The organism is Paenibacillus sp. FSL R5-0490 (assembly GCF_001956215.1).
GTDB lineage: Bacteria > Bacillota > Bacilli > Bacillales > Cytobacillaceae > Cytobacillus.
Genome location: NZ_MRTQ01000013.1, coordinates 112750 through 139096 on the forward strand (window position 1 = coordinate 112750; position 26347 = coordinate 139096).

The 26347-nt window shown below is 40.9% G+C and carries 25 protein-coding genes and 1 other annotated feature; of the genes, 20 read left to right on the forward strand and 5 right to left on the reverse strand.

Annotation, left to right across the window (positions count from 1 at the left end; genetic code table 11):
* Positions 1 to 134: 134 nt before the first annotated feature.
* The 4 genes from BK139_RS12715 to BK139_RS12730 all read left to right on the forward strand — a co-directional run bounded on the left by BK139_RS12715 (position 135) and on the right by BK139_RS12730 (position 3764).
* Positions 135 to 551: an SRPBCC family protein gene (locus BK139_RS12715; RefSeq protein WP_076259251.1), complete on the forward strand. Its 417-nt coding sequence runs from the start codon at positions 135 to 137 to the stop codon at positions 549 to 551.
* Positions 551 to 874, forward strand: coding sequence for an ArsR/SmtB family transcription factor (locus BK139_RS12720; RefSeq protein WP_076259254.1), 324 nt, complete (start codon positions 551 to 553; stop codon positions 872 to 874). Before BK139_RS12715 ends, BK139_RS12720 begins: the two co-directional genes overlap by 1 nt.
* A gap of 118 nt (positions 875 to 992) precedes the next feature.
* Positions 993 to 2363: an MATE family efflux transporter gene (locus BK139_RS12725; protein ID WP_076259256.1), complete on the forward strand. Its 1371-nt coding sequence runs from the start codon at positions 993 to 995 to the stop codon at positions 2361 to 2363.
* 369 nt (positions 2364 to 2732) lie between these two features.
* Positions 2733 to 3764 (forward strand): STAS domain-containing protein, encoded by a 1032-nt coding sequence (locus BK139_RS12730; RefSeq protein ID WP_076259259.1) that lies wholly within the window; start codon positions 2733 to 2735, stop codon positions 3762 to 3764.
* A gap of 57 nt (positions 3765 to 3821) precedes the next feature.
* Here BK139_RS12730 and BK139_RS12735 read toward each other — a convergent pair whose 3' ends face one another.
* Positions 3822 to 4451, reverse strand: coding sequence for a flavodoxin family protein (locus tag BK139_RS12735; protein WP_076259261.1), 630 nt, complete (start codon positions 4449 to 4451; stop codon positions 3822 to 3824).
* 133 nt (positions 4452 to 4584) lie between these two features.
* Here BK139_RS12735 and BK139_RS23985 point away from each other — a divergent pair, with 133 nt between their 5' ends.
* From BK139_RS23985 to BK139_RS12755, 5 genes are all read left to right on the forward strand, one after another.
* The gene (locus BK139_RS23985) at positions 4585 to 4713 is read left to right on the forward strand and encodes a hypothetical protein (protein ID WP_286148712.1); all 129 of its coding nucleotides are present in this window, start codon (positions 4585 to 4587) and stop codon (positions 4711 to 4713) included.
* Between the two features lie 104 nt (positions 4714 to 4817).
* A complete protein-coding gene (locus BK139_RS12740; RefSeq protein WP_076259264.1) occupies positions 4818 to 5270 on the forward strand; it encodes a GNAT family N-acetyltransferase in 453 nt (150 codons plus the stop codon).
* 122 nt (positions 5271 to 5392) lie between these two features.
* The gene (locus BK139_RS12745; protein ID WP_076259267.1) at positions 5393 to 6070 is read left to right on the forward strand and encodes an NAD(P)H-dependent oxidoreductase; all 678 of its coding nucleotides are present in this window, start codon (positions 5393 to 5395) and stop codon (positions 6068 to 6070) included.
* 112 nt (positions 6071 to 6182) lie between these two features.
* Positions 6183 to 7127 carry a hypothetical protein gene (locus tag BK139_RS12750; RefSeq protein ID WP_076259270.1) on the forward strand — a complete coding sequence of 315 codons (945 nt, stop codon included), beginning with the start codon at positions 6183 to 6185 and terminating at the stop codon, positions 7125 to 7127.
* Between the two features lie 15 nt (positions 7128 to 7142).
* Positions 7143 to 7952: a GNAT family N-acetyltransferase gene (locus tag BK139_RS12755; RefSeq protein ID WP_076259273.1), complete on the forward strand. Its 810-nt coding sequence runs from the start codon at positions 7143 to 7145 to the stop codon at positions 7950 to 7952.
* A 222-nt stretch (positions 7953 to 8174) separates the two neighbouring features.
* Here the strand turns inward: BK139_RS12755 and brnQ are convergent, their stop codons facing one another.
* Positions 8175 to 9515 (reverse strand): branched-chain amino acid transport system II carrier protein, encoded by a 1341-nt coding sequence (gene brnQ / locus BK139_RS12760; protein WP_076259276.1) that lies wholly within the window; start codon positions 9513 to 9515, stop codon positions 8175 to 8177.
* A 46-nt stretch (positions 9516 to 9561) separates the two neighbouring features.
* Positions 9562 to 9804, reverse strand: a binding site (T-box leader).
* Positions 9805 to 10059: 255 nt separating this feature from the next.
* Here brnQ and corA point away from each other — a divergent pair.
* Positions 10060 to 11016 carry a magnesium/cobalt transporter CorA gene (gene corA, locus BK139_RS12765; RefSeq protein ID WP_076259279.1) on the forward strand — a complete coding sequence of 319 codons (957 nt, stop codon included), beginning with the start codon at positions 10060 to 10062 and terminating at the stop codon, positions 11014 to 11016.
* 107 nt (positions 11017 to 11123) lie between these two features.
* Here corA and BK139_RS12770 read toward each other — a convergent pair whose 3' ends face one another.
* Positions 11124 to 12323 carry an iron-containing alcohol dehydrogenase gene (locus BK139_RS12770; protein ID WP_076259282.1) on the reverse strand — a complete coding sequence of 400 codons (1200 nt, stop codon included), beginning with the start codon at positions 12321 to 12323 and terminating at the stop codon, positions 11124 to 11126.
* 296 nt (positions 12324 to 12619) lie between these two features.
* Here BK139_RS12770 and BK139_RS12775 point away from each other — a divergent pair, with 296 nt between their 5' ends.
* The 5 genes from BK139_RS12775 to zupT all read left to right on the forward strand — a co-directional run bounded on the left by BK139_RS12775 (position 12620) and on the right by zupT (position 17342).
* The gene (locus BK139_RS12775; protein ID WP_076259285.1) at positions 12620 to 13558 is read left to right on the forward strand and encodes a ring-cleaving dioxygenase; all 939 of its coding nucleotides are present in this window, start codon (positions 12620 to 12622) and stop codon (positions 13556 to 13558) included.
* Between the two features lie 289 nt (positions 13559 to 13847).
* Positions 13848 to 14450 (forward strand): alpha/beta hydrolase, encoded by a 603-nt coding sequence (locus tag BK139_RS12780; RefSeq protein ID WP_076259288.1) that lies wholly within the window; start codon positions 13848 to 13850, stop codon positions 14448 to 14450.
* 75 nt (positions 14451 to 14525) lie between these two features.
* Positions 14526 to 15137, forward strand: coding sequence for an NAD(P)H:quinone oxidoreductase (gene wrbA, locus BK139_RS12785; RefSeq protein ID WP_076259291.1), 612 nt, complete (start codon positions 14526 to 14528; stop codon positions 15135 to 15137).
* A gap of 57 nt (positions 15138 to 15194) precedes the next feature.
* Complete coding sequence (locus tag BK139_RS12790; RefSeq protein WP_076259294.1) at positions 15195 to 16040, forward strand: pirin family protein; 846 nt, start codon at positions 15195 to 15197, stop codon at positions 16038 to 16040.
* A 492-nt stretch (positions 16041 to 16532) separates the two neighbouring features.
* On the forward strand, positions 16533 to 17342 hold the full coding sequence (zupT, locus tag BK139_RS12795; protein ID WP_076259297.1) for a zinc transporter ZupT: 810 nt from the start codon (positions 16533 to 16535) through the stop codon (positions 17340 to 17342).
* A 300-nt stretch (positions 17343 to 17642) separates the two neighbouring features.
* Here zupT and BK139_RS12800 read toward each other — a convergent pair whose 3' ends face one another.
* Positions 17643 to 18509, reverse strand: coding sequence for a YitT family protein (locus BK139_RS12800; RefSeq protein WP_076259300.1), 867 nt, complete (start codon positions 18507 to 18509; stop codon positions 17643 to 17645).
* A 148-nt stretch (positions 18510 to 18657) separates the two neighbouring features.
* On the opposite strand from BK139_RS12800, the gene BK139_RS12805 reads away from it, so the two are divergent.
* Positions 18658 to 19191 (forward strand): P-loop NTPase family protein, encoded by a 534-nt coding sequence (locus tag BK139_RS12805; RefSeq protein ID WP_076259303.1) that lies wholly within the window; start codon positions 18658 to 18660, stop codon positions 19189 to 19191.
* Positions 19192 to 19220: 29 nt separating this feature from the next.
* On the opposite strand, the gene BK139_RS12810 is transcribed toward BK139_RS12805, so the two are convergent.
* Positions 19221 to 21269 (reverse strand): molybdopterin-containing oxidoreductase family protein, encoded by a 2049-nt coding sequence (locus tag BK139_RS12810; protein ID WP_076259306.1) that lies wholly within the window; start codon positions 21267 to 21269, stop codon positions 19221 to 19223.
* 197 nt (positions 21270 to 21466) lie between these two features.
* Here BK139_RS12810 and BK139_RS12815 point away from each other — a divergent pair, with 197 nt between their 5' ends.
* From BK139_RS12815 to BK139_RS12835, 4 genes are all read left to right on the forward strand, one after another.
* On the forward strand, positions 21467 to 22147 hold the full coding sequence (locus BK139_RS12815; protein ID WP_076259309.1) for a response regulator transcription factor: 681 nt from the start codon (positions 21467 to 21469) through the stop codon (positions 22145 to 22147).
* Between the two features lie 140 nt (positions 22148 to 22287).
* Entirely contained in the window at positions 22288 to 23784 is a 1497-nt protein-coding gene (locus BK139_RS12820; protein WP_139325625.1) for a BglG family transcription antiterminator, read from the forward strand.
* 553 nt (positions 23785 to 24337) lie between these two features.
* Complete coding sequence (locus BK139_RS12830) at positions 24338 to 24847, forward strand: DinB family protein (protein WP_076259318.1); 510 nt, start codon at positions 24338 to 24340, stop codon at positions 24845 to 24847.
* A gap of 579 nt (positions 24848 to 25426) precedes the next feature.
* Positions 25427 to 26194, forward strand: a complete 768-nt coding sequence (locus tag BK139_RS12835; RefSeq protein ID WP_076259320.1) for a hypothetical protein — start codon at positions 25427 to 25429, stop codon at positions 26192 to 26194.
* Positions 26195 to 26347 lie beyond the last annotated feature (153 nt).

Consider the following 26347-nt stretch of genomic DNA (forward strand, 5'->3'; position numbering starts at 1 on the left):
CTGTAGATTATATGGATTAACCTGCATAGTTAGGCTTTATTTTTGCATATATCAGTTGACATGAAACCAAATGGTTTTATATGATACAAATGAAACCAAAAGGTTTTATTTTATATACAAAGGAGAGCTTATAAATGGAAACACTTCAGGATATTAAACAAACTGTAATTCTTAATGCGCCTATTGAAAAGGTCTGGAAGAAAGTTTCTACATCAGAAGGAATCGAAGCGTGGTTTATGCCAAATGATTTTAAGGCTGAACTTGGCTATGACTTTCATATTCAGTCCCCATTTGGCCCGTCTCCATGTAAGGTGACAGAACTGGATGAGCCAAACCGGCTTTCTTTTAAATGGGATACGGATGGATGGTTTGTATCTTTCATTTTAAAAGATTTGGACGGCAAAACGGAATTTACGCTTATACATGGCGGATGGAAACAGCCTGATGAATTGGTTGGGAAAGCTGGACAAGAGAGTGCGGTTATCCGTGAAAGAATGTCTCAGGGATGGACTGGAATTCTTTCGAAGCTTAGCAAGGCTGTTGAGGAATAATGGGTGCTTCTGCCAGGAAACATGATGTGTTTCAGGCAATCGCGGACCCTACGAGGAGAGAGGTTTTAAGGCTGCTGGCTGAAAAAGAACGCCCGATCTCAGAGATAAGCGCGCATTTCCCTATAAGCCGTACCGCCATATCAAAACATCTCCATATTCTCTCAGAAGCCCAATTAGTAAAAGGGGAAAAGGCGGGGAGAGAAAGAATTTACCATCTCCAGCCTGAGCCGCTGACTGAATTGAAGCAATGGCTGTCCTTTTATGAGCAATTCTGGAACAATAAGCTGCAAAAACTGAAATATTTAGTTGAAGAAGATGAATGATTTTCTCGAAAAAGAGCGTCCGCAGCTCTTTTTTCTTTTAAACCAAAATGAGGTCTTTATTATAAGAGATATAATATAATAATATTTGTGTTAACTATTTTGTGAAGGAGTCATCAGGATGTATCAGACATTTACTTTACAGGAGAAGATCAGGCAAATAACAATCATGTTAATTCCCATATTAATCACGCAGTTTGGCATGTTTGCAATGGTCTTTTTTAATACAATTATGTCAGGGAGATATAATGCTTCCGATCTTGCTGGCGTAGCGATTGGCTCCTCCATTTGGAATCCTGTGTTTACCGGGCTTAGCGGAATATTAATGGCTGTATCCCCAATTGCGGCTCAAGCGATTGGAGAAAAAAAGAACAAAGAAGTTTCATCTATTGTAAAAAATGGCATCTTATTGGGTTTTATCATTGCCTTTGCAGTCATTCTATTGGGTTCAATTTTGCTTGACCCGCTGCTTACTAGCATGAATCTGCCTGATGATGTGGAAGCAACAGCCCGTGGCTATCTTGTGGGTCTCAGTTTTGGAATCATTCCATTATTCCTATTTAATGTTCTAAGATCTTTCATATATGCACTCGGCAAAACAAGAGTTGTGATGGTGATTTTATTTTGTTCACTTCCTATCAATTTCTTCCTGAATTATGTCCTGATTTTTGGCTATTGGGGATTTCCTGAATTGGGAGGTGCAGGAGGAGGGTATGCAACTTCTTTTACTTATTGGTTCATCCTTGTCATGACTGCACTTATTATCAAAACGAAGGATCCTTTTTCAAGCTATGCCGTTTTCAGCGGTCTTAAGGAATTTTCGTGGAATAAATGCAAAGAAATCTTAAAGATAGGGGTACCCATGGGACTGTCCATCTTTTTTGAAACGAGTATGTTTGCCGCGGTGACCATCTTAATCAGTAAGTTTAATGTAACAACTATTGCTGCCTATCAGTCTGCATTGAACATAGTTTCCTTCCTGTATATGATCCCAATCAGCATTTCCATGGCTCAGACCGTGTTAGTCGGATTTGAAGTGGGGGCAGGCAGGTATAAGGATGCAAAATCCTACAGCTGGCTGGGCATCTATCTGTCTATTTTTATTGCGCTGTTCACAGGCCTCCTGGTTGTATTTTTCCGCTATGAGGTTGCAGGCTTTTACTCTACTGATCAAGCGGTAATTGCCCTGACTGCCCATTTTCTGATTTATGCACTGTTTTTCCAGATTTCCGATGCCATCCAGGCTACTGCGCAAGCGGCTTTAAGAGGATATAAAGATGTGAATATATCTTTTGTTATCACACTGGTTTCTTATTGGCTGATCTGTCTGCCTGCTGGCTATGTTCTTGCACACCATACAGACCTTGGCGCAACTGGTTACTGGCTTGGACTTACGTTTGGGCTTCTTGCTGCAGGTGTTTGTCTTTCAATGAGGCTTATCTTTATCCAGAAGAGAAAATTTATCAATGAAGAAATCAGGGAAGCAGGCTAAAGCCGTCTATCCGCTTATTGCGGCATGGCGGTTTTTTTGTGCTTGATGTCCGAAAACAAATATATTTTTTAAGAAAGTTTGGCAAAAGGCACTGCATTTGCGATTAAGCAGGAAGAAGAAGGGTAGGTATAAGCGGGGAGGACTTGTTTCCCTATTCTTTTTGGGGGTGAATATAAACTCAGCATGCGAAAAATTATATTTTGCGGCAATTCTCAGCAGCTATATTATATGGATTTTTTTCATCTTTGATAAGGTTTTACCAGCAGCATATACATTTTTGACTCCGAAATAACCTCGAGGTTAGAATAATATTGTTATTATAATAGATGACTTGACATCAATGAATGTTATAGAAAAGGAGGACATTTGATGGAGACTAACTCTTCCAAATATGAAATAAATGTAAATGGATCTCTGTTTGATTGGGATTTGGATGATGCAACGTTTAAATTTGAAAATGACGAAGTGGTAGTGTTTTGGGTAAACACAGCTTTTAAGACTCTGCTGGACTCCATTGAGGAAATCTCTGGTGAAAAGTCAGCCGAGCTTGTTCTTGAAACCGCCGGCTACAGGACAGGGAAAATTGTCAGCAAATTTTATCTGGAATCGAATAATGAAAAAGAAGACATTATTAATCATTTACCCAATATATATTTAACTGCAGGATGGGGAAAGACAGAGATTGCATCTTTTTGTGCAGAAGAAAAGAAAGCGATCATTCGTGTTAAAAATGGCTGGGAGTATAAGATTAATGTGGAACAAAAAAAAGAAGCAGAAGGCACTTTTTTGCCTGGACATTGGGCAGGGGTGTTAAGCGGCCTGTTTGAAACAAATATATGGTATAAAGTGAGGCAAAGCCAGGTTAAGGGGGATCATTATTCCGAATACGAATTTTTTGAGTCCGACATTACGCCCTCTCTAAATATCAATGCCATGATTAAAGAGCAGAATCAAAGCGCCCAGAAGAAGCTGGAAAAGGAAATTGCTGAGCAGACCAGAGTACTGTCTGAAATCATTAAAGAGATTTCTTCTCCTATTATTCCAGTGATTGATTCTATTTTGGTCATTCCTTTAGTGGGAAGATATGAAGAGCTGCGGGCGGAGGAACTGCTGAACAGAACATTACTGAATCTTCCCCGGTATAAAGCAGAGTATTTAATATTGGACTTAACTGCATTAAAGGGTGTTGATCAATATACTTTCGATTTTCTGCAGAAATTCGTGAAAGCAGCTTCCCTATTGGGCACAAACTGCATATTTGTCGGTATTTCACCCGAACTTAGCCTGCAAATCATCGAGAGCGGCAATAAAGAAACACAAATTCCTTGTTTTTCAGTTCTGCAGCAGGGAATCACCCACGCGTTAGATCAAGTGGGATTGGAGATTTCCCCCAAAAAATAAGCAGTAAAAAGCCAGCATTAAGGGCCAGTGCTGGTTTTTTACTGCTTATTAATGTTACTAGCCTTTGACGATATTTCCTTCTGCAGGTATCGGATGAGCTTTTAACATTCTGGCAAAATGGATTAAATTATAGGCCATTATTCTGGCATGCTGTCTTGTAAAGTCATTTTCATAGCCCTTAGCTTTGATGAAGGAGGGGCCGGGACCAGCCTCTCCAACCCAATAGGTGTCAACGTTTGGCGGTATGGTGAATCCCATATGGGAGAGTGAATATAGCACAGAACGGGAAACTTGTTTGGCCCCATCTTCATTGCCAGTCACCACAACGCCGCCAACCTTGTTGTAATAAATATACTGGCCTTTTTCATTGGTCAGACTGCTTCCTCCATATAATCTTTCGATTACTTTTGTGGTGATGCTGCTCTGCTCGCCAAGCCAGATGGGAGAACCAAGGATAAGGATATCTGCCTCTTCAACCTTCTTAAAAATATCCGGCCATTCATCCTCCTGATCCACAGCTTCAGAAGTAATACCGTAACCAATCTTGAAGTCTGCAGCTGTAATAACCTCTGTTTCCACTTCCGTTTCATCAAAAAATTTAACAACCTCATCTATAAGTGCTCCGGTATTGGAAGGTTCACTGCTTTTTTTTAGTGTACAGTTTAAAACTAAAGCCTTAATTGACATGTTTCATACCACTCCCTTTCTGTATATTCACTACTCTTAATTCCCTGTGCAAAGGCCCAAAAACAATCAAAATGAAGGAAATGTGAGAAATTCAACGAATTACCTAGTTTGGTACGAGATTGGAGGAGCTGAAATGATCTATGAAATGACGGTTCAATTCCGGGTGCTGGATATGAAAAAGGGATTGTGGTGGTATGAAACTTTGCTTAATAAAAAACCTGATTTGAATATATCGATAAGCATGAAAAGGAGACTCAAATAAAAAAAGTAATCAAATATAAACTGGGGAGATGACTGGTATCGATCATTATTATATAGAAAGAGAGAAAGGTTATTTTGAAAGCTTGGCATAAAAGGGAGGACAAAATGAAGATACGGAAAATTGACCATTCAGAGCCCCCTCCCATGAATCTGCTATTATTGGCAGATCCTTCAATTGATTTTATTGAGGATTATCTTAATCGAGGGGAAATATATATTGCTGAACTTAATGGAGTAGCAGCAGGCGTTTATATTCTTCTTGCCACAAGACCAGGAACCTGTGAAATTGTTAATATTGCCGTTAGTGAAAAATATCAGGGAGAGGGAATAGGCAGAAAACTTCTACAGCATGCAATAGAGATTGCGTTTCAAGGTGGATATAAGACCGTTGAAATTGGAACGGGGAATTCAAGTATTGGGCAGCTGGCTCTTTACCAAAAATGCGGTTTTAGAATCACAGGGGTCGACAGAGATTTTTTTGTGAGGCATTACAAAGAAGATATCATTGAAAATGGAATCCATTGCCGGGATATGATCAGGCTGTCTATGGATTTATAATGAAATTGCCCCAAATGATTAGGAACAGCAGTGAGAAGGGCAGACTAAAAGCTGATTTCATGAATGTTATGCTGTAATATGTTACGTTAAAGTTAGAACAGTCAGAAAAGGAGTGTTTGGTTTTGCGTGAAAAGGAAGTTTTAAAGGAAGAAATACTGAATGCCTATCAATTCAGGCATGCGACAAAGGAATTTGATCCAAATAAAGAAATCCCCGAGGAGGATTTCCGGTTTATATTGGAGACAGGCCGTCTGTCACCAAGTTCATTTGGTTTTGAACCATGGCGTTTTGTGGTTGTTCAGAACCAGGAGCTCCGTGAGAAAATTAAGAATGCCTCCTGGGGAGCATTCGGGAAATTGCCTGAAGCAAGTCACTTTGTTTTAATCCTGGCAAGAACTAAAAAAGATACAAAATATGATTCCCGCTATCTGCAGGATCATTTTAGAAATACCCTGGGGATGCCGGAAGAAATGATGGAAAAATATCTGCAGCGGATTGAGGAATTTCAGAAGTCCGATTTTGACCTTCTGGAAGGAGATCGCCCTCTCTTTGATTGGGCCTGCAAGCAAAGCTACATAGCACTTGGGAATATGATGTCCGCCGCTGCACAAATTGGTATAGATTCCTGTCCTATTGAGGGGTTTGACATTGAAAAAATGAATAAACTCCTGAATGAGGAAGGCTTGCTTGAAGAAGGAAGCTTCGGACTGTCGGTAATGTGTGCCTTTGGATACAGAGTGAAAGACCCAAGACCGAAAGCGCGCAGACCATTCGATGATATAGTAAAGTGGATTGATTAGGAAAAGAGCATTGGCTCTTTTTCTTTTTTTATTGTTTAAAAAAGGAAATTGATATTATAGCTAGAAAAACTAATAAGAAATCAAAGCTCCTAATTAAGAAAGGATTTTATATATGAAGATAACGAAAGAAAAATTTCAGAACACAAGCAGATGGATAAAAAGAAATGCAAGACCGCTTGAATCTGCTTTATGGTCGTACCATTTTGAGGATTGTAATGATGAAGGGGTAATAAAATGTATAGAAGCGTTTCAGAATGAAGACGGGGGATTTGGCCATGGCATTGAACCTGATTTCTGGTCACCATACTCGTCACCTATGGCTTCCTGGGCTGCCGGTCAAATCTTAATGGAAATTGAAGCAAAACCCGAGTTGAAAGTAGTACAAAAACTAGTAAATTATCTAGAACACAGCTATATCCATGAGAATAAAATGTGGCCATCTGTGATGACTTCAAACAATGAGTACCCACATGCTCCTTGGTGGCATTGGACAGAGAATATCCAGGATAATTGGGCTTATAATCCAAGTGCAGAGCTTGCAGGGTTCTTATTGCATTGGTCGCCATCTGGAAGCAGTGCTGCTGAAATAGGATGGAAAACCGTAAAGAATGCAATTACATATTGTATGGAAGTTGATGAAATGGATAGACATGAAATAAACAATTTTCAGCAATTGGTAAAGCTAATGTCGAAGCAGGAATCTGAATTTGATTCAAGACTTAATTACCCGCTCAAGGAGACGGCTGAAAAAGTGAATGCTCTTGCTTACAAAGCTGCCGGGAAGAATAAATCAGAATGGGCAGAAGGCTATGTAGCCACTCCCTTGGATTTCGCTGAGCAGCCAGAAGGTTCTCTTTCTATGAGATTTGGAACGTCAATAGATGATAATCTTGATTTCTATATTGAGCAGCTCTCAAATGAAGGAACTTGGAACATTCCCTGGAGCTGGGGACAATATGAAAATGAATTCCAGGTTGCAAGCAATCATTGGAAAGGAATACTTGCTGTTAAGCGGTACAAAATATTGGATTCTTTTGGAAGGCTTGACGTTAAATAAATGAGGTGAAAAATTATGAATCTAGTGATGAAAAGTGACTTAGCTGAAAGATTGGACAAGGCAGAGACAAGTGTGCTGCTATCCAGATTGACAGCAATTAAAAATCGGGATGGAAACCCAATGGGCGTGGAAATAAAAAGGATAGGCGGGACAACCGCTTTTGCTGCCAGGAATATACCGGGTCCATCCTTCAATCTTGTAAAAGGATTTAACGAAGCAGATATCGAAGCTCTGGATCAAATTATTGATTTCTATCAGGGAAAAGGAATTCCCATACGATTGGAAATTACACCATCAAACGGATCATCAGATTTACTGAAGATCCTTCATCAAAAAGGGTTCTATCAATGTGATTTCCATACCACTTTGTTTGCGGAACCTTCAGATCTTGTGGACATTCCCATTAATGGCGATATTGATATACGAAGGATGCAAAGAAGCGATTTTGATCTTTTCGGCGAGCTATATACAAAGGGGTTTGGAATGCCTGCTTTCCTTAGCCAAGGAATAGCTGAAAAAAATGAAGTTCTTTATGACAATAGAAACTGGGTCTTTTACCTTGCCTTTGTAAACAATGAACCAGCGGGAATAGGTGTGGTTTATATCGATGACGGAGTAGTGAATCTTGCGGCTGCTGCTGTTGTGCCTGCTTTCAGAAACAGAGGAGTCCACAGCGCGCTTATTCAAGCCCGTATCTATCAGAAGATTACACAAAATTCAGAGCTGGTGACAGGTCAGGCAAGGTTTGGTTCTGCAAGCCAGAATAATATGGAAAAAGCAGGATTGAAAATTGGATATACAAAAGCAATCTGGGTAAGGGAATAAAACTATGCATGAAGGCAGGATGGTGCCAAATGGAACTTATAATACATACCAGGAAAGCAGCTGTCGGGGATAATCCCCAGCTTGCAAGCTTAATGGGAGATCTGGGCTATCCGGTGTCGGAAGAGCTGTGATTACTGCACATTATAATTAAGTATTTATGGAGCCGTCTTATAATGAAGTGAAGGAATAGGAAAACCAGGCTGTTTGAAGCAGCCTGGCTCTTTATAAAGAAGCTTTTACATCCATCTGTTTTGCCGAATCCGGCTGCTGCCTGTCAGTTTTGCTTAGTAGGATGCCCAGTGCAGTACCTGCTGCAGCTGGTACAACCCATTCCATTCCAACCGATGCGAAAGGCAATACTTCCCTAAGGGATTGAAGGGCTCCGAGATCAAATCCAAAGGTGCTTAACCCTCCTAGCGCTGCAAATACTCCTGTGAATAATAGCGCACTCCCGTAAACTTTTCGCGAATTTCGGAAAAAACCATTAAAGAAGCTCAGCGTAATCAGCACAATGGTTAAAGGATAAGCTGTTACCAGGAAAGGAACAGATACTTTGAGAATTTGATTTAACCCAAGATTTGATAAGGTGAAGCCAATTAGGGTTACGGCAGTAATGACTAATTTATAGCTTACCTTTGGCAGCAGCTTTGAGAAATATTGTCCGCAGGCTGATGTTAAGCCTACTACAGTCGTAAAACAGGCAAGAGTGAAAATTGCACCGATGAATGCCGTTCCGGCCCTTCCGAATAACAGGGTAGCGGCAGATGATAAAATGGCTGTCCCGTTTTCAAAAGTGCCGTTCGCAGCTATTTTAGCTCCCAATAATCCAAGGGAAATATAAACGGCTGCCAGCAGCACGCCGGCTATTATTGCAGCTCTTAGTGTATAGAGGGATAATTGCTTTTCGTCATGTACACCTTTTTTCTGGATGGCAGTAAGAATGACAATTCCAAAGGCAAGAGCGGCAAGGGCATCCATTGTATTATAGCCCTCAAGGAAACCCTTAAAGAATGCGCCGCTGTCATAACCGCCAGATGGAGCCAGCTGCTTTGTATCAAAATTCATGATTGCAGCTGTACAAAGGATAACAACAGACAGCAGCAGAACAGGAGTAAGCCAGCGGCCCATAAATCTTTCCATTTTGGACGGATCTAAACTGACAACATATACAAGCAAGAAAAAGACTGCGGAATACGTAAACAATATAAGTGATTGGTTCCATGAATCATTAATAAATGGCATGATACCCATCTCGAAAGCAACACCTGCATTTCTGGGAATAGCCAGGAAAGGACCAATGGACAGGTAGATGATAACCATAAATAAAGTGCCGAAAAGAGGATGAACCCGGCTGGCAATCGCTTCAATTCCACCCTTTGCCATGGAGATGGCAAGCAGGACAATAAATGGCAAGCCTACAGCAGTCAGAATAAAACCTGCAATCGCAAGCCAAAAGGAGGTACCTGATAAGGCACCGAGGTAGGGAGGGAAAATTAAATTACCTGCTCCAAAAAACATTGAGAATAACATGAGACCGATAAAAAAGCTGTCAAATTTCTTCATTAGCTGTTCAAACTCCTTTATTTAAAAATAAAAAGACCCGTCCCCAGAAAGGGACGAGTCTATACTCGCGATACCACCCTAATTCCGCAGTTCAAGAAACTGCAGCACTCAGCTGCGTACAATCATACGCGTTCCATTGTAACGGCGGAAAACCCGACAAAGCTTACTGTATTTCAGCTTTGCATCTCAGAGATGATCTTCGGATCAGGTACTGAACACCGGCTTTCACCATTTGCCGGCTCTCTTTGGAACAGCATTCCTGTCTTACTCTTCTCTTCAGCGATTTATTATTTGAAAATAATTTATCAAATAAGTTTAGATAAGTCAATATTTTTTGTTAATTAAAATTACTTTTTGCAGTAAAAGCGTTAAAGTAGTTGAAGATTTAAAGGGTTTATTTTCTATAATTACCGAGAAAAGCATAAGCTTGTTTAACAGAGCAAGGAAAAGAGGTAAATAATAATATAACCAATGGAAGAGTTAGGATATCATTATCAAAAATGGAAAAAATACGTTTGCAGATTGGAAAGACTAGGAGACAATCATGATTAGAATACAAGCTGTTAATAAAAAAAATGAATTGAAGAAGAATATTACTTTAGAGAGTCTGAAGGCGGAGTGGGAAAGTTATAAGTGGTTTTGGGTTGATTTTGATCAGCCAACCGAGGAGGAAACTGCTGAACTTGACAAGACTTTTCATTTTCACCCCCTGGCAATAGAGGATTGTGTTGTCAAACTCCAGCGCCCTAAAATGGACTATTATGAAGACTATAGCTTTTTTGTCACCCATAGCCTAAATCATATTAACGAAGATAAACAGGAAATTAACTTTTTTATTGGTTCAAATTACATAGTATCCTACCATCATGAACTCTCCAGGGAAATGGATGATGTTTGGGAAAGGCTGAGCTTAAGTAAGAAGATTAGTAAATGGGACCCTTACCTGGTCATGTACCATATCATTGATAAAATAGTGGATAATTACTTTCCTATCGTTTATCAGCTGGAAGATCGTTTGAGTCTTATTGAAGATAATCCAAATGATGAAACAATGGAAGAATTATTGGAGAAATTATTTGATATCCGCCATCATTTATTGCAGATTAGATATACTGTGATTCCAATGCGGGATTTAATATACCGTGTCATTAATTCACATAGGCTTAAGGGTGTGAAGGAAAGATACGAATACTTTGCTGATATTCATGACCACTTATTAAAATTGACAGAAATGATTGATGGAAACAGGGAATTGACGAACGATATCCGTGACAGTTATTTATCGATCAACTCCCATCAGACAAACCGGGTGATGAGAGTCCTTACCGTGATAACCACCATTTTTATGCCCTTAACCTTCATAGCGGGCATTTATGGTATGAATTTTGAAAATATGCCGGAATTATCGTGGAAATATGGATATTTTGAAACGCTGTTATTAATGTTTATCATTGCCTTAGGCATGTTTTGGTGGTTTAAGAAGAAGGGCTGGTTCAGATAAAACGGGTTTAAGGCAGAATGCATTAATGTGCATCTGCCTTTTATTGGTGTGAGCAACTGGTATTTTAAACGTGGAAATAGATGCGTTCGAATGGCATGCCCTGAAAATTATTCCTTTATAATCTGATACAGTTTTAACATATCATTTCTGCCGAAGATTTTCGGTACAGGATACAAGGGATTGGCTTCCTTTAAGGCACGTTCAGCCATTATGGGAATGTCACTGTCTATTATTCCGCTCACCTTTAGGGGGATCCCCATTTTATAGTTGAGGGATTTTATGCTGCTTATAAAGCTCTTTGTATTTTCTTCAGCTGAAGCTCCCGGATCACCAATGCCCGCCGCCATTGAAAGTTCATCTAGGGGTTCCCAGACTGCCTCGCCGTAATGCTCCAGTACATATGGAAGAATGATGGCATTAGCCAAACCATGAGGGACAGAGTAAAATCCTCCGAGCGTATGGGCGATAGCATGAACATTGCCTACATAGGACCTGGTAAAAGCCAGCCCGGCCAGATAAGAAGCTTTTTGCATATTGGCTCTAGCCTCCAGATTTTCGCCATTCTGATATGTTTCGTAAAGATTATCATAAATCAGCCGGACTGCATCTATGCTGAATTTTTTCGTCTCTGCTGTATTGCTTCTCCCAATGTAAGCTTCGATGGCATGGGTTAGTGCATCCATACCGGTTGCAGCTGTAATATGAGGAGGCAGTTTTATAGTAATCATAGGGTCTAAAACCGCATAATGGGGAATTAGACAAAGGTCAATAATGGCGTATTTCTCGTGTGACCGGCTGTCAGTAATGACCGCTGCAACAGTAGCTTCACTTCCTGTACCTGCTGTAGTCGGGACTGCAAAAAGGGGAGGGAGCTTTTTTCTGACTTTAAATTGGCCTTTCATTTGCGGGATGCTTTTTTCAGGCCTCACAACTCTTGCACCAACGCCTTTAGCACAATCCATCGGTGAACCCCCGCCAAAGGCAAGAATACCCTGGCAATTATTCTTCATGTATACTTCCAGTGCTTCTTCAATATTGTTAATTGTCGGATTTGGAACAGTTTTATCATAAATATAAAATTCAATATTCCTTTTCTGTAAATTTAATAGCAAACCATCCATCAGCCCAAGAGAAGTGATACCACTGTCCGTTACAATCAAAATTTTGCTTATGCCTGTTTTCTTAATAATATCAGGAAGTTTGTCCAGGCTATTGGCGCCTCCTATCAGTTCCGGTTCCCGCCAGGGCAAAAGAGGCGATACCAGCTTGAAGGTTTTCTGGTACATTCGGCAGTATGCATTGTACATATCCTTACCTCCAAATATTCGTCTGAAAATTCTAATATTATAATTAATATATACCTTTATGTTTTAGGAGATGTCAATATGCTCAATCAAAATAGTCCAGTTTCTGCTTCAATCCGAAAGATTGACACAAGCGTGAGTATATTTTATAATTATCTTGAATTCGAGATAAATTAATTCGAGGCATTGAGTGTTTTCTGATTGAGAAATAAATTTTATCTTGAAATGAAAATAGTTGATTTAAAATGAGTTTCATAGATTGAATTTTGGTTACATTAATGAGAAAGAGGTGTGAAGAAGTGAATAAAGCCACAAGTGGAATTCATCATATCAGTGCGATCGTCGGCCACCCTCAGGAGAATATCGATTTTTATGCAGGCGTTTTAGGTTTGAGAATGGTCAAGCAGACTGTGAATTTTGATGACCCTGGCACTTACCACCTGTATTTTGGCAATAATGAAGGGAAGCCGGGGACAATCATTACCTTTTTTCCATGGGCAAATGCCTTCCAGGGAGAGATTGGGGATGGTCAGGTCGGGGTCACCTCCTATGCCATTCCCAAGGGTTCCCTTGGATTCTGGAGAGAAAGATTTGAGAAATATAAAATTTCTTACACAACGGAAAAAAGATTCGGCGAAGAATCAATTAGATTTCAGGATCCTCATGGTCTGGTATTAGAAATGGTGGAAAGAGATGAGGGTGAGAGGAATACTTGGACATTTGGAGGCATTACTCCTGATGTTGCAGTAAAAGGCTTTGCAGGGGCGACTCTTTATTCAGCCCAGCCGGAACAGACAGCAGATCTGCTTGAAAGGGTGATGGGTCTTGAACGCATTGGGGAAGAAGGAGAAATAATCCGGTTCCAATCGTCAGCCTCAATCGGCAATGTCATAGACCTGAATAAGACTTCCGGTAAGCGAGGCAGGATGGGTGTCGGAACTGTCCATCATATCGCCTGGCGGGCTGAAGATGACGAGGATCAATTGGAGTGGCAGGAATATGTGAGGTCTAATGGCTATGGAGTAACACCAGTCAGGGACCGGAATTATTTTAATGCCATTTATTTTAAGGAGCATGGGGATATTCTTTTTGAAATTGCAACTGACCCGCCTGGATTTGCGCATGACGAATCACCCGGTAAAATGGGGGAGAAGCTGATGCTTCCTGAACAATATGAGAATATGAGAAATCGCATCGAGCAAAAATTAATCCCGATTGAAGTCAGGGAACTGGAATAAAGTGAAACTTCAATCAGTGGGGGTTTTACTTATCCCCCACTGATTGTTAGTTGAGGCCCACAGGACAAGGAAGGCTTCGTCAGCATGAGCATCGCACAACCAAATGCGACAGCTTTTGGGAGGAAGTGGGTCACAAAGACGTTGCCACAGGACGTGGCGTTCTTAGTCTTTGTTCGTTTTTGCCTTTACGGGCAGTTTGACCCCCATATCCTCCTTTGATTCCTCTGAGTCTTGAAGTGGGGGTCTTACTGCCCGTTAGACTGCGATAAAACAAAGAGAGGAAGAGACGATGAAACATATTTTTCAAAAAGGAAAAGATCCTTCCAAGCCTGTATTATTGCTGCTTCACGGAACGGGAGGTACAGAAACTGACCTGCTGCCGCTTGCAGGTCATATTGATCCGGAGGCTTCTGTTCTAAGTGTGCGCGGTAATGTGCTGGAAAATGGGATGCCAAGATTTTTCCGCAGGCTGGCAGAAGGTGTCTTTGATGAAGAAGATCTGCTATTTCGCACAAAAGAATTAAACGGCTTTTTGGATGAAGCCGCACAGAAATACGGCTTTGAGCGAGACAATATTGTGGCAATCGGCTATTCAAATGGAGCTAATATTGCAGGAAGCTTGTTATTTCATTATGACAACGCCTTAAAAGCAGCGATTCTGCACCATCCAATGGTTCCAAGGCGTGGTGCTGAATTGCCTGATCTCAGCGGAACATCCGTATTTATCGCGGCCGGGACCAATGACCCCATTTGTCCTGCAGAAGAATCGACTGATTTACAGTCTTTATTGGAAGGTGCAGGAGCGAAAGTAGAACTTCACTGGGAAAGTTTTGGCCACCAATTAACCATGGGTGAAGTTCAGGCTGCAGCCCGCTGGTATAAAGAAATATAAAAAAGTTAATCTAATGAATTATAAGGGAAGAGAATGAAAGAATAGGGAAATTCACCTAAAAAGGAGAAGATTAATATGGAAAATGTAAAATTGGCCGTTATTTTTTACAGCATGGGCGGAACAAACTATCAATTGTCTAAATGGGCGGAGGAAGGCGGCAAAGAAGCTGGTGCGGAGGTTAAAGTTTTTAAGGTTCCGGAACTGGCGCCGCAATCAGCAATTGAAGGCAATCCTGCATGGAAAGCCACTGTCGAGGCTACAAAGGATGTGCCTGAAATTAAGCCGGACGATCTTGAATGGGCAGATGCCATCATATTCAGTGTGCCTACCCGTTTCGGCAATATGCCTTCCCAAATGAAGCAGTTCCTTGATACAACTGGCGGTCTTTGGGCAAAAGGAAAGCTTGCGAATAAGGCAGTAAGTGCGATGACATCAGCCCAAAATCCGCATGGCGGCCAGGAAGCAACGATTCTTTCTCTTTACACCACAATGTATCATTGGGGAGCGATTGTAGCTGCTCCAGGTTACACCGATCCTGTTCTTTTCGGAGCAGGCGGCAATCCATATGGAACTAGCGTAACGGTTGATCAGGATGGAAAAATGATTGAGGATGTAAAAGAAGCTGTGAAGTATCAGGCAAAAAGGACAGTCACTGTTGCTGAGTGGATTAAAAAAGGAAATCAATAATATAGTTGGAGCAATTGTTTTCAATTGCTCCTTTACATAATAAAGGGGAGAAATGTGATGCAGAATAAAAAAATAACTAAGCGGGAGATTGCTTCAATCAGGAAAGTAAAATTGCAGGAGCACAGTCCCATTCATGCAGCAGGTCCTGTTATAGAACCGGGAAATTGGGAAAAGTATGACCCCTTTCTGCTGATGATGGAAGATAAGTTTCAAAAAGGAGCGTTTGACGTTCATCCCCATCGCGGGATTGAGACGGTAACTTATGTCATTGATGGGGCCATTGAGCATTATGACAGCCATTCCGGTGAGGGCGGTGTGTTAGGTCCTGGTGATGTTCAATGGATGACAGCAGGGAGCGGTGTCGTTCATAATGAAGTGCCATCTGAAGGAATTACTGCCCATTCGCTGCAGCTGTGGATCAATCTTCCACGGGAAAAGAAAATGACAGCACCAAGATACCAAAACCTTAAAGGCAGTGAAGTACCTGTCCGGGAGGAAGAGGGTGCAGTTTTTAAAGTCTTCTCCGGATCCTCGAAAGGAGTTGTATCTCCAACCTTAAATCATGTGCCTGTCACAATGATTGAAGTAAGGATGGAAAAAGGCGCTGAAGCTTCACAGGAACTGCCTGGAAGCTACAAAGGCTTTATTTATATTATAGAGGGCAGCGGGATTTTTGGAGAAAATGAAGTTCAAGGGGCCAATGGCCAGGTCCTTGAATTGGGGGATGGCGGGAACGCTGAAAGCGAAATAGCCGTTAAAGCCGAAGGGCCTTTGCGCTTTCTGCTATATGCAGGTGAGCCGGTCAAAGAACAGGTTGTGGCCCGTGGCCCGTTTGTCATGAATACGGAAGAAGAAATACGGACCGCTTATAAGGAATATATGAATGGTACCTTTCTAAAATAAGATACGGGTCAGGAGCAGTCTAAGGCTGCTCTTTTTTGCCGGTGTTCTTTCTTTATGGCTAGTATAAATTACCAGGTTACTTCACCTTCAGAATCATATATTTTTTAATTAACTATATTTTTTTGAAGGTGAGCTTATGCAGCCAAGTCTAACACCCATCAAGCCGAGGGTAAGGCCATATCTGTATTGGGGTACCTTCAGGAACTTTTCAAATCAAAACGAGTCTGGGAATGATCCTTCGCTGCATTAAATGGCGAAGGTTTTTTGTTTTTATTATGCACATTTTCCTCTATACTTCTTATAATATTGAAGAAAAAATAATCGAATAGTCCTTTTTTATTGCTTTTGGTTTGGGTTGGAGATAAAATGTTTACCAAAGTAAACTTTTTAAGTTAGGCGCATATACTTATAGTAATTTGGCACATATATTTTTTTAACGCAAAAGTTGCCCTGGAGAAACTTTTTGGCAATAGAGAAAAAGGAGAGAGTGAAATGTCGCAGGAAGTATTATTTGCATTAGGTCTTACTTTGTTTGCCGGCTTAGCGACAGGTATTGGCAGTTTAATGGCTTTTTTTACTTCTAGAACAAATACGAAGTTTTTATCATTGGCACTTGGCTTTTCCGCAGGTGTGATGATTTATGTCTCCATGATTGAAATCTTTGTTAAAGCCAAAGATGCACTTGTAGGAGCATTAGGTCAAGTAAGCGGCAACTGGGCAACTGTTGGAGGTTTTTTTGGGGGGATCCTCCTTATTGCATTAATTGACCGGTTTATCCCTAAAAAGGATAATCCCCATGAAGTGAGGACAGTGGAAGAAATGAATGATTCCGGCAATGCCGTCAAAGATCCGGCACTCTTAAAGATGGGGACCTTTGCGGCATTGGCAATTGCAATTCATAACTTCCCGGAAGGAATTGCAACATTTACTTCTGCCCTCCAGGATCCTTCGCTTGGCATCGCCATTGCGGCGGCCATTGCCATCCATAATATACCAGAGGGGATTGCTGTTTCAGTTCCTGTCTATTATGCCACAGGAAGCAAGAAGAAGGCTTTTAAGCTCTCATTTTTATCAGGGCTTTCAGAGCCGATTGGTGCAATAGTGGCCTACTTGATATTAATGCCATATTTAAACGATGTCATGTTTGGGGTAATTTTTGCGGCAGTTGCCGGAATAATGGTGTTCATTTCTCTTGATGAATTATTACCGGCTGCCAAGAAATATGATGAAGCCCATACCTCCATTTATGGTCTTGTGGCAGGGATGGCCGTCATGGCGCTCAGCCTGCTGCTGTTTATATAACAAAAAAGCAGTCTCCCGCACTGGTGCATGTGAGGGAGGCTGCTTTTTTAAAAAGATAAGAAAGTATATTATTTTTGAACGTCGATTCCTGTCCAGCTCCACCAGGAACGCTTCGACAGCATCATCATCGCACGGCTAAAAGCGTTAGCTTTTAGGAGGATGCGGGTCATGCAGACGTTGCCACAGGACAAGGAAAGCTACGGCAGCGATACATCGCACGACCGAAAGCGGCAGCTTTCGGGAGGACGTGGCGTTCTTAGTCTGCGTTCCTTCGTGGGCAAGGCGCTTGAGCTTTTCTTTTTAGTGCGCTGTACCTTTATCAAAGTTGCTGCCGCTGACATCGGCCATATTTTCAATAGCCACTAATGCCCCGGGATCAATATCTTCGACAATGGAACGGAGCGTTGATAGTTCAATCCTTGTTACGATTGTATAAATGATCTTTTTCGGCTCTCCTGTAAAAACACCCTGACCCTGAATATAGGTCATTCCGCGTCCCAATTGCTTTTGGAGCTCGGCTGAGATTTCTTCAGGCACATCAGAAATGATCGTAACCGACTTCAGCTCTTCCATACCTTCCACAACGATATCAATCATTTTGTAAGCAATATAATAGGTGATAATGGAGTACATGGCTGTTTCCCAGCTGAAAACGAGGAAAGCTGCAAGAATAAAGATAAATACGTTGACAATCATGATAAATTGGCCGACAGATACCGGACGGTTCTTGCTGACCAGGATGGCGATAATCTCTGAACCATCCAAAGCTCCGCCCGTTCTGATGACAAGGCCAACTCCTGTTCCCAGAATGACTGCTCCAATGACTGTAGCCAGAAATAAATCATCTGTAACAGGCTCAAAATGGTGGAGATAGGCGGTACTTGCGGATAAAACAATTACTCCGAATAAGGTATGTATCGTGAATTTCATTCCTATTTTGCGGTAGCCAATATAGAGAAATGGGAGGTTAAGAAGGATTAAAAATATACTCATAGTCATCCCGGTCAGCTCTGCTGCAATTATGGATAGACCAATAACACCGCCATCAAGGATGCTATTGGGAACGAGGAAAAACTCAAGTCCTGCTGCTGCAATCATCGCACCTATTGTGATCATGATAAGCTGTTTTATTTCTTTTACTACCCGTTTTTTCTTCGTTAATGCCATATAATCATGCCCCTCTAATTAAAATACTTACATATTATAGCACTTATTAGGGTGGTTTTTAAGTAAGAATAACTTTAGCTTCCAAAGAGGGAATAGAAGCACAGATGTTGAATGTAATTAAACGGATTCGGCAAGGGAAGGTGATTATTTGAAAAGAGTAATGGTGATTGGTGCTTCAGCAGGCGCAGGGAAATCAACTTTCGCCAGAAAATTGGGCGAGAAAACAGGCATTGAGGTACTTCATCTTGATGTTTTATACTGGAAGCCCGGCTGGGTGGAAAGCGGGCTTCAGGAATTTTCGGATGCACAGAGTAAAATTGTGAAAAAAAAGCAGAGGATTATTGAAGGCAATTACAGCAATACTTTTGAAATCAGGGCAGCGGCATGTGATACAGTCATATATCTGGAATTGCCCCTGTACCTCTGCCTGTACAGGGTATTAAAAAGGTGGGTGACCAACCTTGGCAAAACCCGGCCAGATATGGCTGCCGGATGCAGGGAGAAAATGGACTGGAAGTTTATAAAATTCATAGTGACAACATATGGTCCTCGCAAAAAGAAAATGGCTGAGCGGCTTGACAGGTTTGCTGCAGAAGGAAAAAAGGTCGTTGTATTAACGAACAAAGCGGATATTGATTCATACATAGATAATCTTAATTTTAAGACTAACAATGTTTCATAGCATACAAAAACCCCTGCTTTTTGCAGGGGTTATTCTATACTGATTTTCGAAACATTTACCCGGCCTGAAAAGAACACGGCACCGCCGCCCATATCGGAAAGACGATCCGGTGTCAGCGAATTGACCAAATGTTTGGTTCCCGGGATATCTGCCCAGATTCCCTGAGAAACTACTGTGCCTGGAAGGACAAGCTCCCCAACAGCCGCTTTGAGTTCGCATTCTCCGCGCTCATTCCAAATGCGTACCATCTCTCCATCCACAATACCAGCATCCTCCGCATCCTTTCTATTCAAGTGAAGGCGGGGCTCCTTCTCCATGCCTGCATGTTTTTCATTATTTGAAAAGGTTGAATTCAAAAAGTTATGATTCGGTGCAGGCACAAATAAAAACGGGAAGGTATCGTCTTCCTTCAGCGTTAAATAGGTAGGCAGAGGAGGATGTCCGTCATCTTTCATTCTCTGAGAATATAATTCAATTTTTCCGCTTGGTGTGGGCAGCCTGCCAGGAAACAGCGGTTTTACCCTCGCTTTAATGTACTTGTTTTTCTTCAGGGATTCAGCATTTATTTCTTCAATGAAAAGGTTAGCTGGAAAATCTAATGCGGCATCAATCATTTCTTCTTCCGTTTCATTAAATAGGGCATCATGATAGCCCATTCCTTCTGCAAGAAGCCGAAATACTTCGACATTTGACTTTGACTCGCCGTATGGTTCAATGACTGGCTCCTGAATCTGCATATAGTGATGCCAATAGGAAGAATATATGTCCGTACTCTCAAAAGATGAAGACGCCGGAAGCACAATATCAGCATATTTGGCCGTTTCCGTTAAGAACAGATCGTGGACAACAAGGAACAAATCCTCTCTTTGCAGCCCTTGCCGGACTTTATTCCCCTCCGGTGCCACAACAGCAGGGTTGGTTCCATAGACATACATGGATTTAATCGGTTTTTCCAGTTCAAGCAACGCAGAACCGATTTCGTTCATATTAATGATACGTGTATTCTTTTTGTGCAGGAGATCAGGCCTTTGAAGGGCTCCTGTATTAAAAGCGAGATAGCCGGAGTTCCCCTTGATGGCACCGCCGCCTTTTAAGAGCCATTGTCCTGTAATGGCAGGAAGACATGCGATGGTGCGGATACACATTCCTCCATTGTCATGATGCTGTGGCCCGTTGCCGATCCGGATAAAAGCCGGGGAAGTCTCTCCATACATACGGGCTAATTTGATAATATCCTCTTTCGGCACACCTGTTATGCCGGCTGCTGTTTCAGGATCATATTGCTTCACATGTTCGCGAAGTTCCTGATGGCCAACCGTAAACTCCTCGAGAAAAGCCTCATCCACTAAATTTTCCGCAAACAGAACATGCATGATACTCAGTGCCAGAGCGGTATCGGTACCGGGTGTAATGGGTATAAACCAGTCGGCCATTTTACCGGTCTGGTTTTTATGGACATCAATTACAACGATTTTCGCACCGTTTTTCCTTGCTTTCTGGGCGAGAATCATTTGATGCATGTTCGTGCTGACTGCATTAATGCCCCATAAAATTATGAGCTTTGAATGGATGGTATCCTCCGGGTCAATCCCAAAGCTGCCTCCCATTGTGTATGCATATCCTGCTGTACCGGCAGATTGGCAAATCGTCCTGTCAAGACGTGTTGCTCCGAGTTTATGGAAGAAACGGCGGTCCATTCCCTCTGCGCTTAATCTGCCCATATTACCATAAAAACTGTATGGCAGGATGCACTCAGGACCGTTTTCGGCAATTAGGTCCTTCCATCTGGATGTTATCGTGTCTATAGCTTCTTTCCATCCAATCTGTACAAAGTGTCCTTCACCTTTGGTCCCTGCACGCTTCATTGGATACTTGAGCCGATTCCGATCATAAATCCTTGAAGGCATGCTGCGGACCTTATTGCATATATTCCCCTGTGTGACGGGATGATTGGGATCTCCTTCAATTTTTACGATTTTTCCTTCTTTTTTATGCACCAGAAGGCCGCATTGATCCGGGCAATCCAAGGAGCAGACAGATGGAAAAACACCATTTAAGGTACTGCTGTAAGAGTTCATAACAGAATACTCCTTCCTCATAGTAAATCGATCATACCACAAAATTCAGATTATTTGATGGATGTCCGGGAACAGCAGGGGGATTTCTATTTTGAAACAGCAAACCTCATATTTGAAACTTCACTTTGAAAAAACTTTTGTAAAATAAGTTTTATAGAATTTTTGGTTCAGAATACAGCTGAGCAGGTGAACAGAAAATGGTAGTGAAAATAGCGATAATAGATGATCATAAGCTTTACAGAGAAGGAATCAAACGGATCCTGGAAATGGAAGAGGGCATTGAAGTAGTTGCTGAAGGGGAAGATGGACGCGACGCTCTCAAAATTGATAAAGCTTTTAAACCGGACGTAATGATTATGGATATCGATATGCCAAATATGAATGGCATCAAAGCAACCGATAAGCTGAGTGAGAATAAATCGAAAAGCAAGGTTCTTATTTTATCTTTTTATGATGATGAGAACTATGTAACACGGGTGCTGCAAAATGGTGCTTCCGGATACCTGCTGAAAGATATTGGGGCAAAAGGGCTGACAGAAGCAATCAGGGTTGTTGCCGGCGGCGGAAGTTATCTGGATCCGAAGGTTACAAAAAATATTATTAAGGAATATAGGAGACTTACAGAATTAAAATCAGTCAGCAATTATGTCTCCAGTCAAGGCTATCAGCGTCCTCTGCATATTTTAACCCGGCGCGAATGTGAGGTGCTGCAGCTGCTGGCAGATGGAAATAGCAATACTGATATCAGTAAGATTCTTTTTATAAGCGATAAGACAGTTAAAAATCATGTCAGCAGCATTCTGAGAAAGATAAAGGTTCATGATCGGACACAGGCAGTATTACTGGCGATTAAAAGAGGCTGGGTTAGAATCGGTTAGAAATTAAAAATGCGCTGAATTTATTAAAAGGCATGTTCTCCGGAGCATGTCTTTTTATGGTGAATTGTAATTAAGAATGAGTAAACAGTGAGGGTAATAGAAAAGCTAACTTGGAAGAGGTTGAAAAGACAGGTGATAAAATGAATCGGTTTTATAAACGCTACTCAGATTTAATCTTTCATTTGCTCAGTGAAAATAAATGGATCAGCTTAGCTCAGCTGGCAGAACGAACAGGCTTTTCCAAAAGCACGATATGGCGTGATCTGGAATTCATGGAGACGATTCTGCCGGAGAATTGGAAACTCGAAAAGCATGAGACCTTGGGCGTTAAGTTAAAAAAGCCTGAAAGTGGCACGCTGGAAAGCATCTTAAGAGAAATCCGCGAAAAAAATACGTATTTTCATACATTAAAGCTGATTTTATTGAGCGATGGAATTGACATATCCGAAGTAGCCAATAAGGTGCATATAAGCCGTTCGACCGCTTACCGCCACATTGAGAAGCTGCAGGAAGTGCTGAAAGAATCGCAGCTTACATTAACTCCAAGCCCTTTCAAAGTAGTTGGTGATGAAAGAAATATCAGGCGTTTTCTCATGCAATACTTAGATTTACTGAGCTTTAAACAGGAAGCTGAGAAGGATTGGCTGCATTCAGGGGAGTTTCAGTCTGCCTTGCTGGAGGTAACATCTGGCTATTCGATGACTCTCCGGACAGGAGCCATTCAACGCCTCAAAATGATAATCTATATTTCAAATCTGCGCATGTCTATGGGATATTTTGTTTCGTTTCCAAAAGGTCTGCTTGATGCATACAAAGAAAGTAAAAATTTCCTCGCTGCAAAAGACTTAGCGCAGTTTATTATTAAAGCCAAAATTCCATCCAGGGAAATACAGCTTCAGGAGATCCTGTTCTTCGCCATTTATCTAATCAGCGAAGAAAGGCCGACGAATCGGTCGCAGCATCTGAGGTATCTTCGCGGAAGAAGGATAGGCGAAAGGGAACATCCCTTTTCTGTCTGCCTGGAAAGCCTTTCGAATATAGCAGGGTTCAATTTAACAGATGATGATATTTTCTTATTTCATATTTACCAGACCTTTAAAAGAATACATCTTGGGAAAGAATTTAATACTGAAACACTGCATAGCTCAATGATCCAGTACCTTCCATATTATGAGGGGAATTCACTTTTTAAAACAATAGAGGACCTGGCAGTCAAAACATTCTCGGAGATTCCCCTGTTTTTTAGTAAGCTGGATGTTCTTGAAATTTTTACTCTCTTTCAGGCTGCTATTCTGCGAAGAAAGAATAAGCACTTCATACAGGCTGCACTGGTATGCCGGACATATTATGAAAAAGATTATATCAGGGAAGTGCTAAAATATCATTTTGGTAACCAGCTGGCAATATCAACACTTGATTCATCAAGCGTGGATTTAATTTCTGAATATGAGGAGTTCGATATGGTCATTTCTACTGAGTTTAATCAGTCATCCAAGCTGATAGGACACCTGCCGGCCATTAATGTTTCTGCTTTTCCGACAGGTTCAGAACTTATGGAAATCAGGCAATTCATACATGATCACTTTTTTGAACAAATTGGGCTGGACAAAGATTTGATCTATCCCTTTGAAAAATAAGCAGGCAAATAAGAATACGCCTTCAAACTGGTAAGGGGATCAGTTTGGGGAGAAATTGACAAATAGCAATAAAAATAGCAGGCTAATTCGATTAAGAATTAGACCTGCTATTTTTGTTGTTATAACAATATTTTCATGTAATTTTGTGGCGAATTAACACTTCAATTAGTATCTTAATTATCAAGCGTATAATAATTATTGTACACCAAAAAATGAGGTGTCAATTAATTGCTAAATGACTTGTTAATCCGCAACCTGTCCTTGAGTAGAACCTTACTCTTTTGAGCTTCTAGGAAGGAATTGTGTGATACAATTGTAAATATTGGATATTTCATTAAAGAGCAGGTTAGTGGAATAAAAAGTGAATTAATTCATTATCATCTGTATTATGTTAACTGCATAAATCAGTTGTACAGAGATAATAAAGTTGTTTTTTGCAATTATTTTGCGGTAATGAAATTAAAATTAAAGATCAAAAATAAAGGAAATATCTTCTTGACAGTCGAATATTAGTCTAGGACCATAATTAACTATCCCGATGAGGAGGATTCTTGTGCGTTCACGACCATTATGTATTGAAAATCCTGAGCATGATAGGTATGTTAGTCTGGTGCCAGATGGAGATATTGAAGAAATACTTAGTAAGCAACGAACTAAGACCATTACCCTCTTAAGCAGCATATCAGAGGAGTCAGCAAGGAAGGCGTACGCACCTGGGAAATGGACTTTAAAAGAAGTGATTGGACATATGACCGACTCGGAACGTGTGATGTCGTATCGAATGCTTGCCATTGCACGAAATGAAAGTGCATCACTCCCAGCTATGGAACAGGATCAATACGTTTCTGTGGCAAACTTCAACAAATTATCCTGGGAGCAGTTACTGGCTGGTTTAGACACGGTACGCTCCAACACGTTAAGCCTTATTTCAACCATTGATGATGCAGCATGGGTTCGTAATGGAACTGTAATGAACAGCCCCGTTTCGGTAGGTGCCATTGCATATGGCATTGCCGGGCACGAGTTACACCATATGAAAGTAATTAGTGATAAATACTTATAAGTATTTTTCTATTAATGAAAAAACCTAATTTCTCATTTAATCTGAAAAACTAGATTTATATTTTTTTACATTAAAACTTCCTTTACGTAGTAAATCTGCATTTTCTGACGCTAGCACTTATAGCGAAGAAAGCATTGAAATGATGACAGCCGCTTATTTGGAAAAGGAAATAGACGGAAAAGATGACTTTGCAAGCGATAAATGTGCAGATGAACTAATAAATAAATTGAACCAGATGTACTAAAAGAGATGTATATGAAAAAGCAACAAAAGAATTAAATAAAACTTCTTCTTCAACTAATGGGGGCTTTAACTAAATAAGAAGTTTATACCACAAAAAACCCAGAGCCATTTAGGTCTGGGTTTTTTGGGTTAAATACAGTGTTATTACACTGCTATTACTGATGCTAATCTGGGTGTGATTTTAGGTTTTCCCTCCCTAATAAGAATCCCTTATCAAACTGGAGGTATTTTTTATTTATTTTTTAAATATGTTGATTTTGATAATCATTATCAATTAAAATAGACATAAATGATAATCGTTTTCATACATAGTTTTTATTTGAAGGAGGCGAGGATTTGACTAATAGCCCTCAAGTATCCGTCCGCACATTGACTGACCGGAATTTAACGGATTTTATCCGGTGCCCTTATAAATTTTATTACACACATATTGAAAAGAAAAATCATCCTCTTGGCTGGCATCAGGCCATTCAGCATATTATCAATAAAGTAGTTTCATCTTATTTTCAGCTGCCGCAAAGCCATCGAACCCCAGCAAATGTTCTTAGGCTGATCGATCAATATTGGGGAAGGCTGGAGCTTCGGATGTTTGATTCCCAGCTTCAATATTATATGGCTGCAGCAGCAGTAACAGATGGTTTAATGAAATACTTAAGCAGTGAATCCGAAATAGCTCAGCCACTGTTTTTGTATGAAAAGTTTAAAATGAATCTTAAAGAGCTGAATGTAGATCTTTCATTAACATTTGATGTCGTGGAATGGCAGCAGGACTCCTTTATAGTGAAGAAATTCCTGGTAGATGCTGACGAGCAAATGCTGGAGCTTTATTGTCATTTAACAGTGGTTTTTTCAGAAAAGGTATTTGGAATAAGGCCGTCAAGAATTGAAGTCATGACTTTAATGGATGGTGAGAGGCATGTATTTAATCCACACAAAGACAGCCTTGAAGCGGGATTAAACTACCTGCAGATGATGAAGACGCTCCTCGAAGATACAAGGCAGTTTTCGGATATGTACAATATGAATGAGTGTCCAGCCTGTCCTTTTCAGGATGTTTGTGACAGGGATTATAAGAATGAGGGAAAACAAAAATACTTATCCTGAGTAGGCGTCTGGGAAAACCAGGCGCTTTTGATGTTTATGAACCGATTTAAGGTGAATGTATTTCCATGTAGACGTCAAGTCGAATTTTACACTTTTTGCTCATTTCCTTTTTACACTTCGGCTGAAAATATGCTTTTCCGATTTCTCATACGA

Excerpts from the sequence above, each read along its gene's own strand:
- BK139_RS12715 (WP_076259251.1), top strand. The coding sequence starts at position 135 with ATGGAAACACTTCAGGATATTAAACAAACTGTAATTCTTAATGCGCCT.
- BK139_RS12720 (WP_076259254.1), top strand. The coding sequence starts at position 551 with ATGGGTGCTTCTGCCAGGAAACATGATGTGTTTCAGGCAATCGCGGAC.
- BK139_RS12725 (WP_076259256.1), top strand. The coding sequence starts at position 993 with ATGTATCAGACATTTACTTTACAGGAGAAGATCAGGCAAATAACAATC.
- BK139_RS12730 (WP_076259259.1), top strand. The coding sequence starts at position 2,733 with ATGGAGACTAACTCTTCCAAATATGAAATAAATGTAAATGGATCTCTG.
- BK139_RS12735 (WP_076259261.1), bottom strand. The coding sequence starts at position 4,451 with ATGTCAATTAAGGCTTTAGTTTTAAACTGTACACTAAAAAAAAGCAGT.
- BK139_RS23985 (WP_286148712.1), top strand. The coding sequence starts at position 4,585 with ATGATCTATGAAATGACGGTTCAATTCCGGGTGCTGGATATGAAAAAG.
- BK139_RS12740 (WP_076259264.1), top strand. The coding sequence starts at position 4,818 with ATGAAGATACGGAAAATTGACCATTCAGAGCCCCCTCCCATGAATCTG.
- BK139_RS12750 (WP_076259270.1), top strand. The coding sequence starts at position 6,183 with ATGAAGATAACGAAAGAAAAATTTCAGAACACAAGCAGATGGATAAAA.
- BK139_RS12755 (WP_076259273.1), top strand. The coding sequence starts at position 7,143 with ATGAATCTAGTGATGAAAAGTGACTTAGCTGAAAGATTGGACAAGGCA.
- brnQ (WP_076259276.1), bottom strand. The coding sequence starts at position 9,515 with ATGAAGAAATTTGACAGCTTTTTTATCGGTCTCATGTTATTCTCAATG.
- corA (WP_076259279.1), top strand. The coding sequence starts at position 10,060 with ATGATTAGAATACAAGCTGTTAATAAAAAAAATGAATTGAAGAAGAAT.
- BK139_RS12770 (WP_076259282.1), bottom strand. The coding sequence starts at position 12,323 with ATGTACAATGCATACTGCCGAATGTACCAGAAAACCTTCAAGCTGGTA.
- BK139_RS12780 (WP_076259288.1), top strand. The coding sequence starts at position 13,848 with ATGAAACATATTTTTCAAAAAGGAAAAGATCCTTCCAAGCCTGTATTA.
- wrbA (WP_076259291.1), top strand. The coding sequence starts at position 14,526 with ATGGAAAATGTAAAATTGGCCGTTATTTTTTACAGCATGGGCGGAACA.
- BK139_RS12790 (WP_076259294.1), top strand. The coding sequence starts at position 15,195 with ATGCAGAATAAAAAAATAACTAAGCGGGAGATTGCTTCAATCAGGAAA.
- zupT (WP_076259297.1), top strand. The coding sequence starts at position 16,533 with ATGTCGCAGGAAGTATTATTTGCATTAGGTCTTACTTTGTTTGCCGGC.
- BK139_RS12800 (WP_076259300.1), bottom strand. The coding sequence starts at position 18,509 with ATGGCATTAACGAAGAAAAAACGGGTAGTAAAAGAAATAAAACAGCTT.
- BK139_RS12810 (WP_076259306.1), bottom strand. The coding sequence starts at position 21,269 with ATGAACTCTTACAGCAGTACCTTAAATGGTGTTTTTCCATCTGTCTGC.
- BK139_RS12815 (WP_076259309.1), top strand. The coding sequence starts at position 21,467 with ATGGTAGTGAAAATAGCGATAATAGATGATCATAAGCTTTACAGAGAA.
- BK139_RS12820 (WP_139325625.1), top strand. The coding sequence starts at position 22,288 with ATGAATCGGTTTTATAAACGCTACTCAGATTTAATCTTTCATTTGCTC.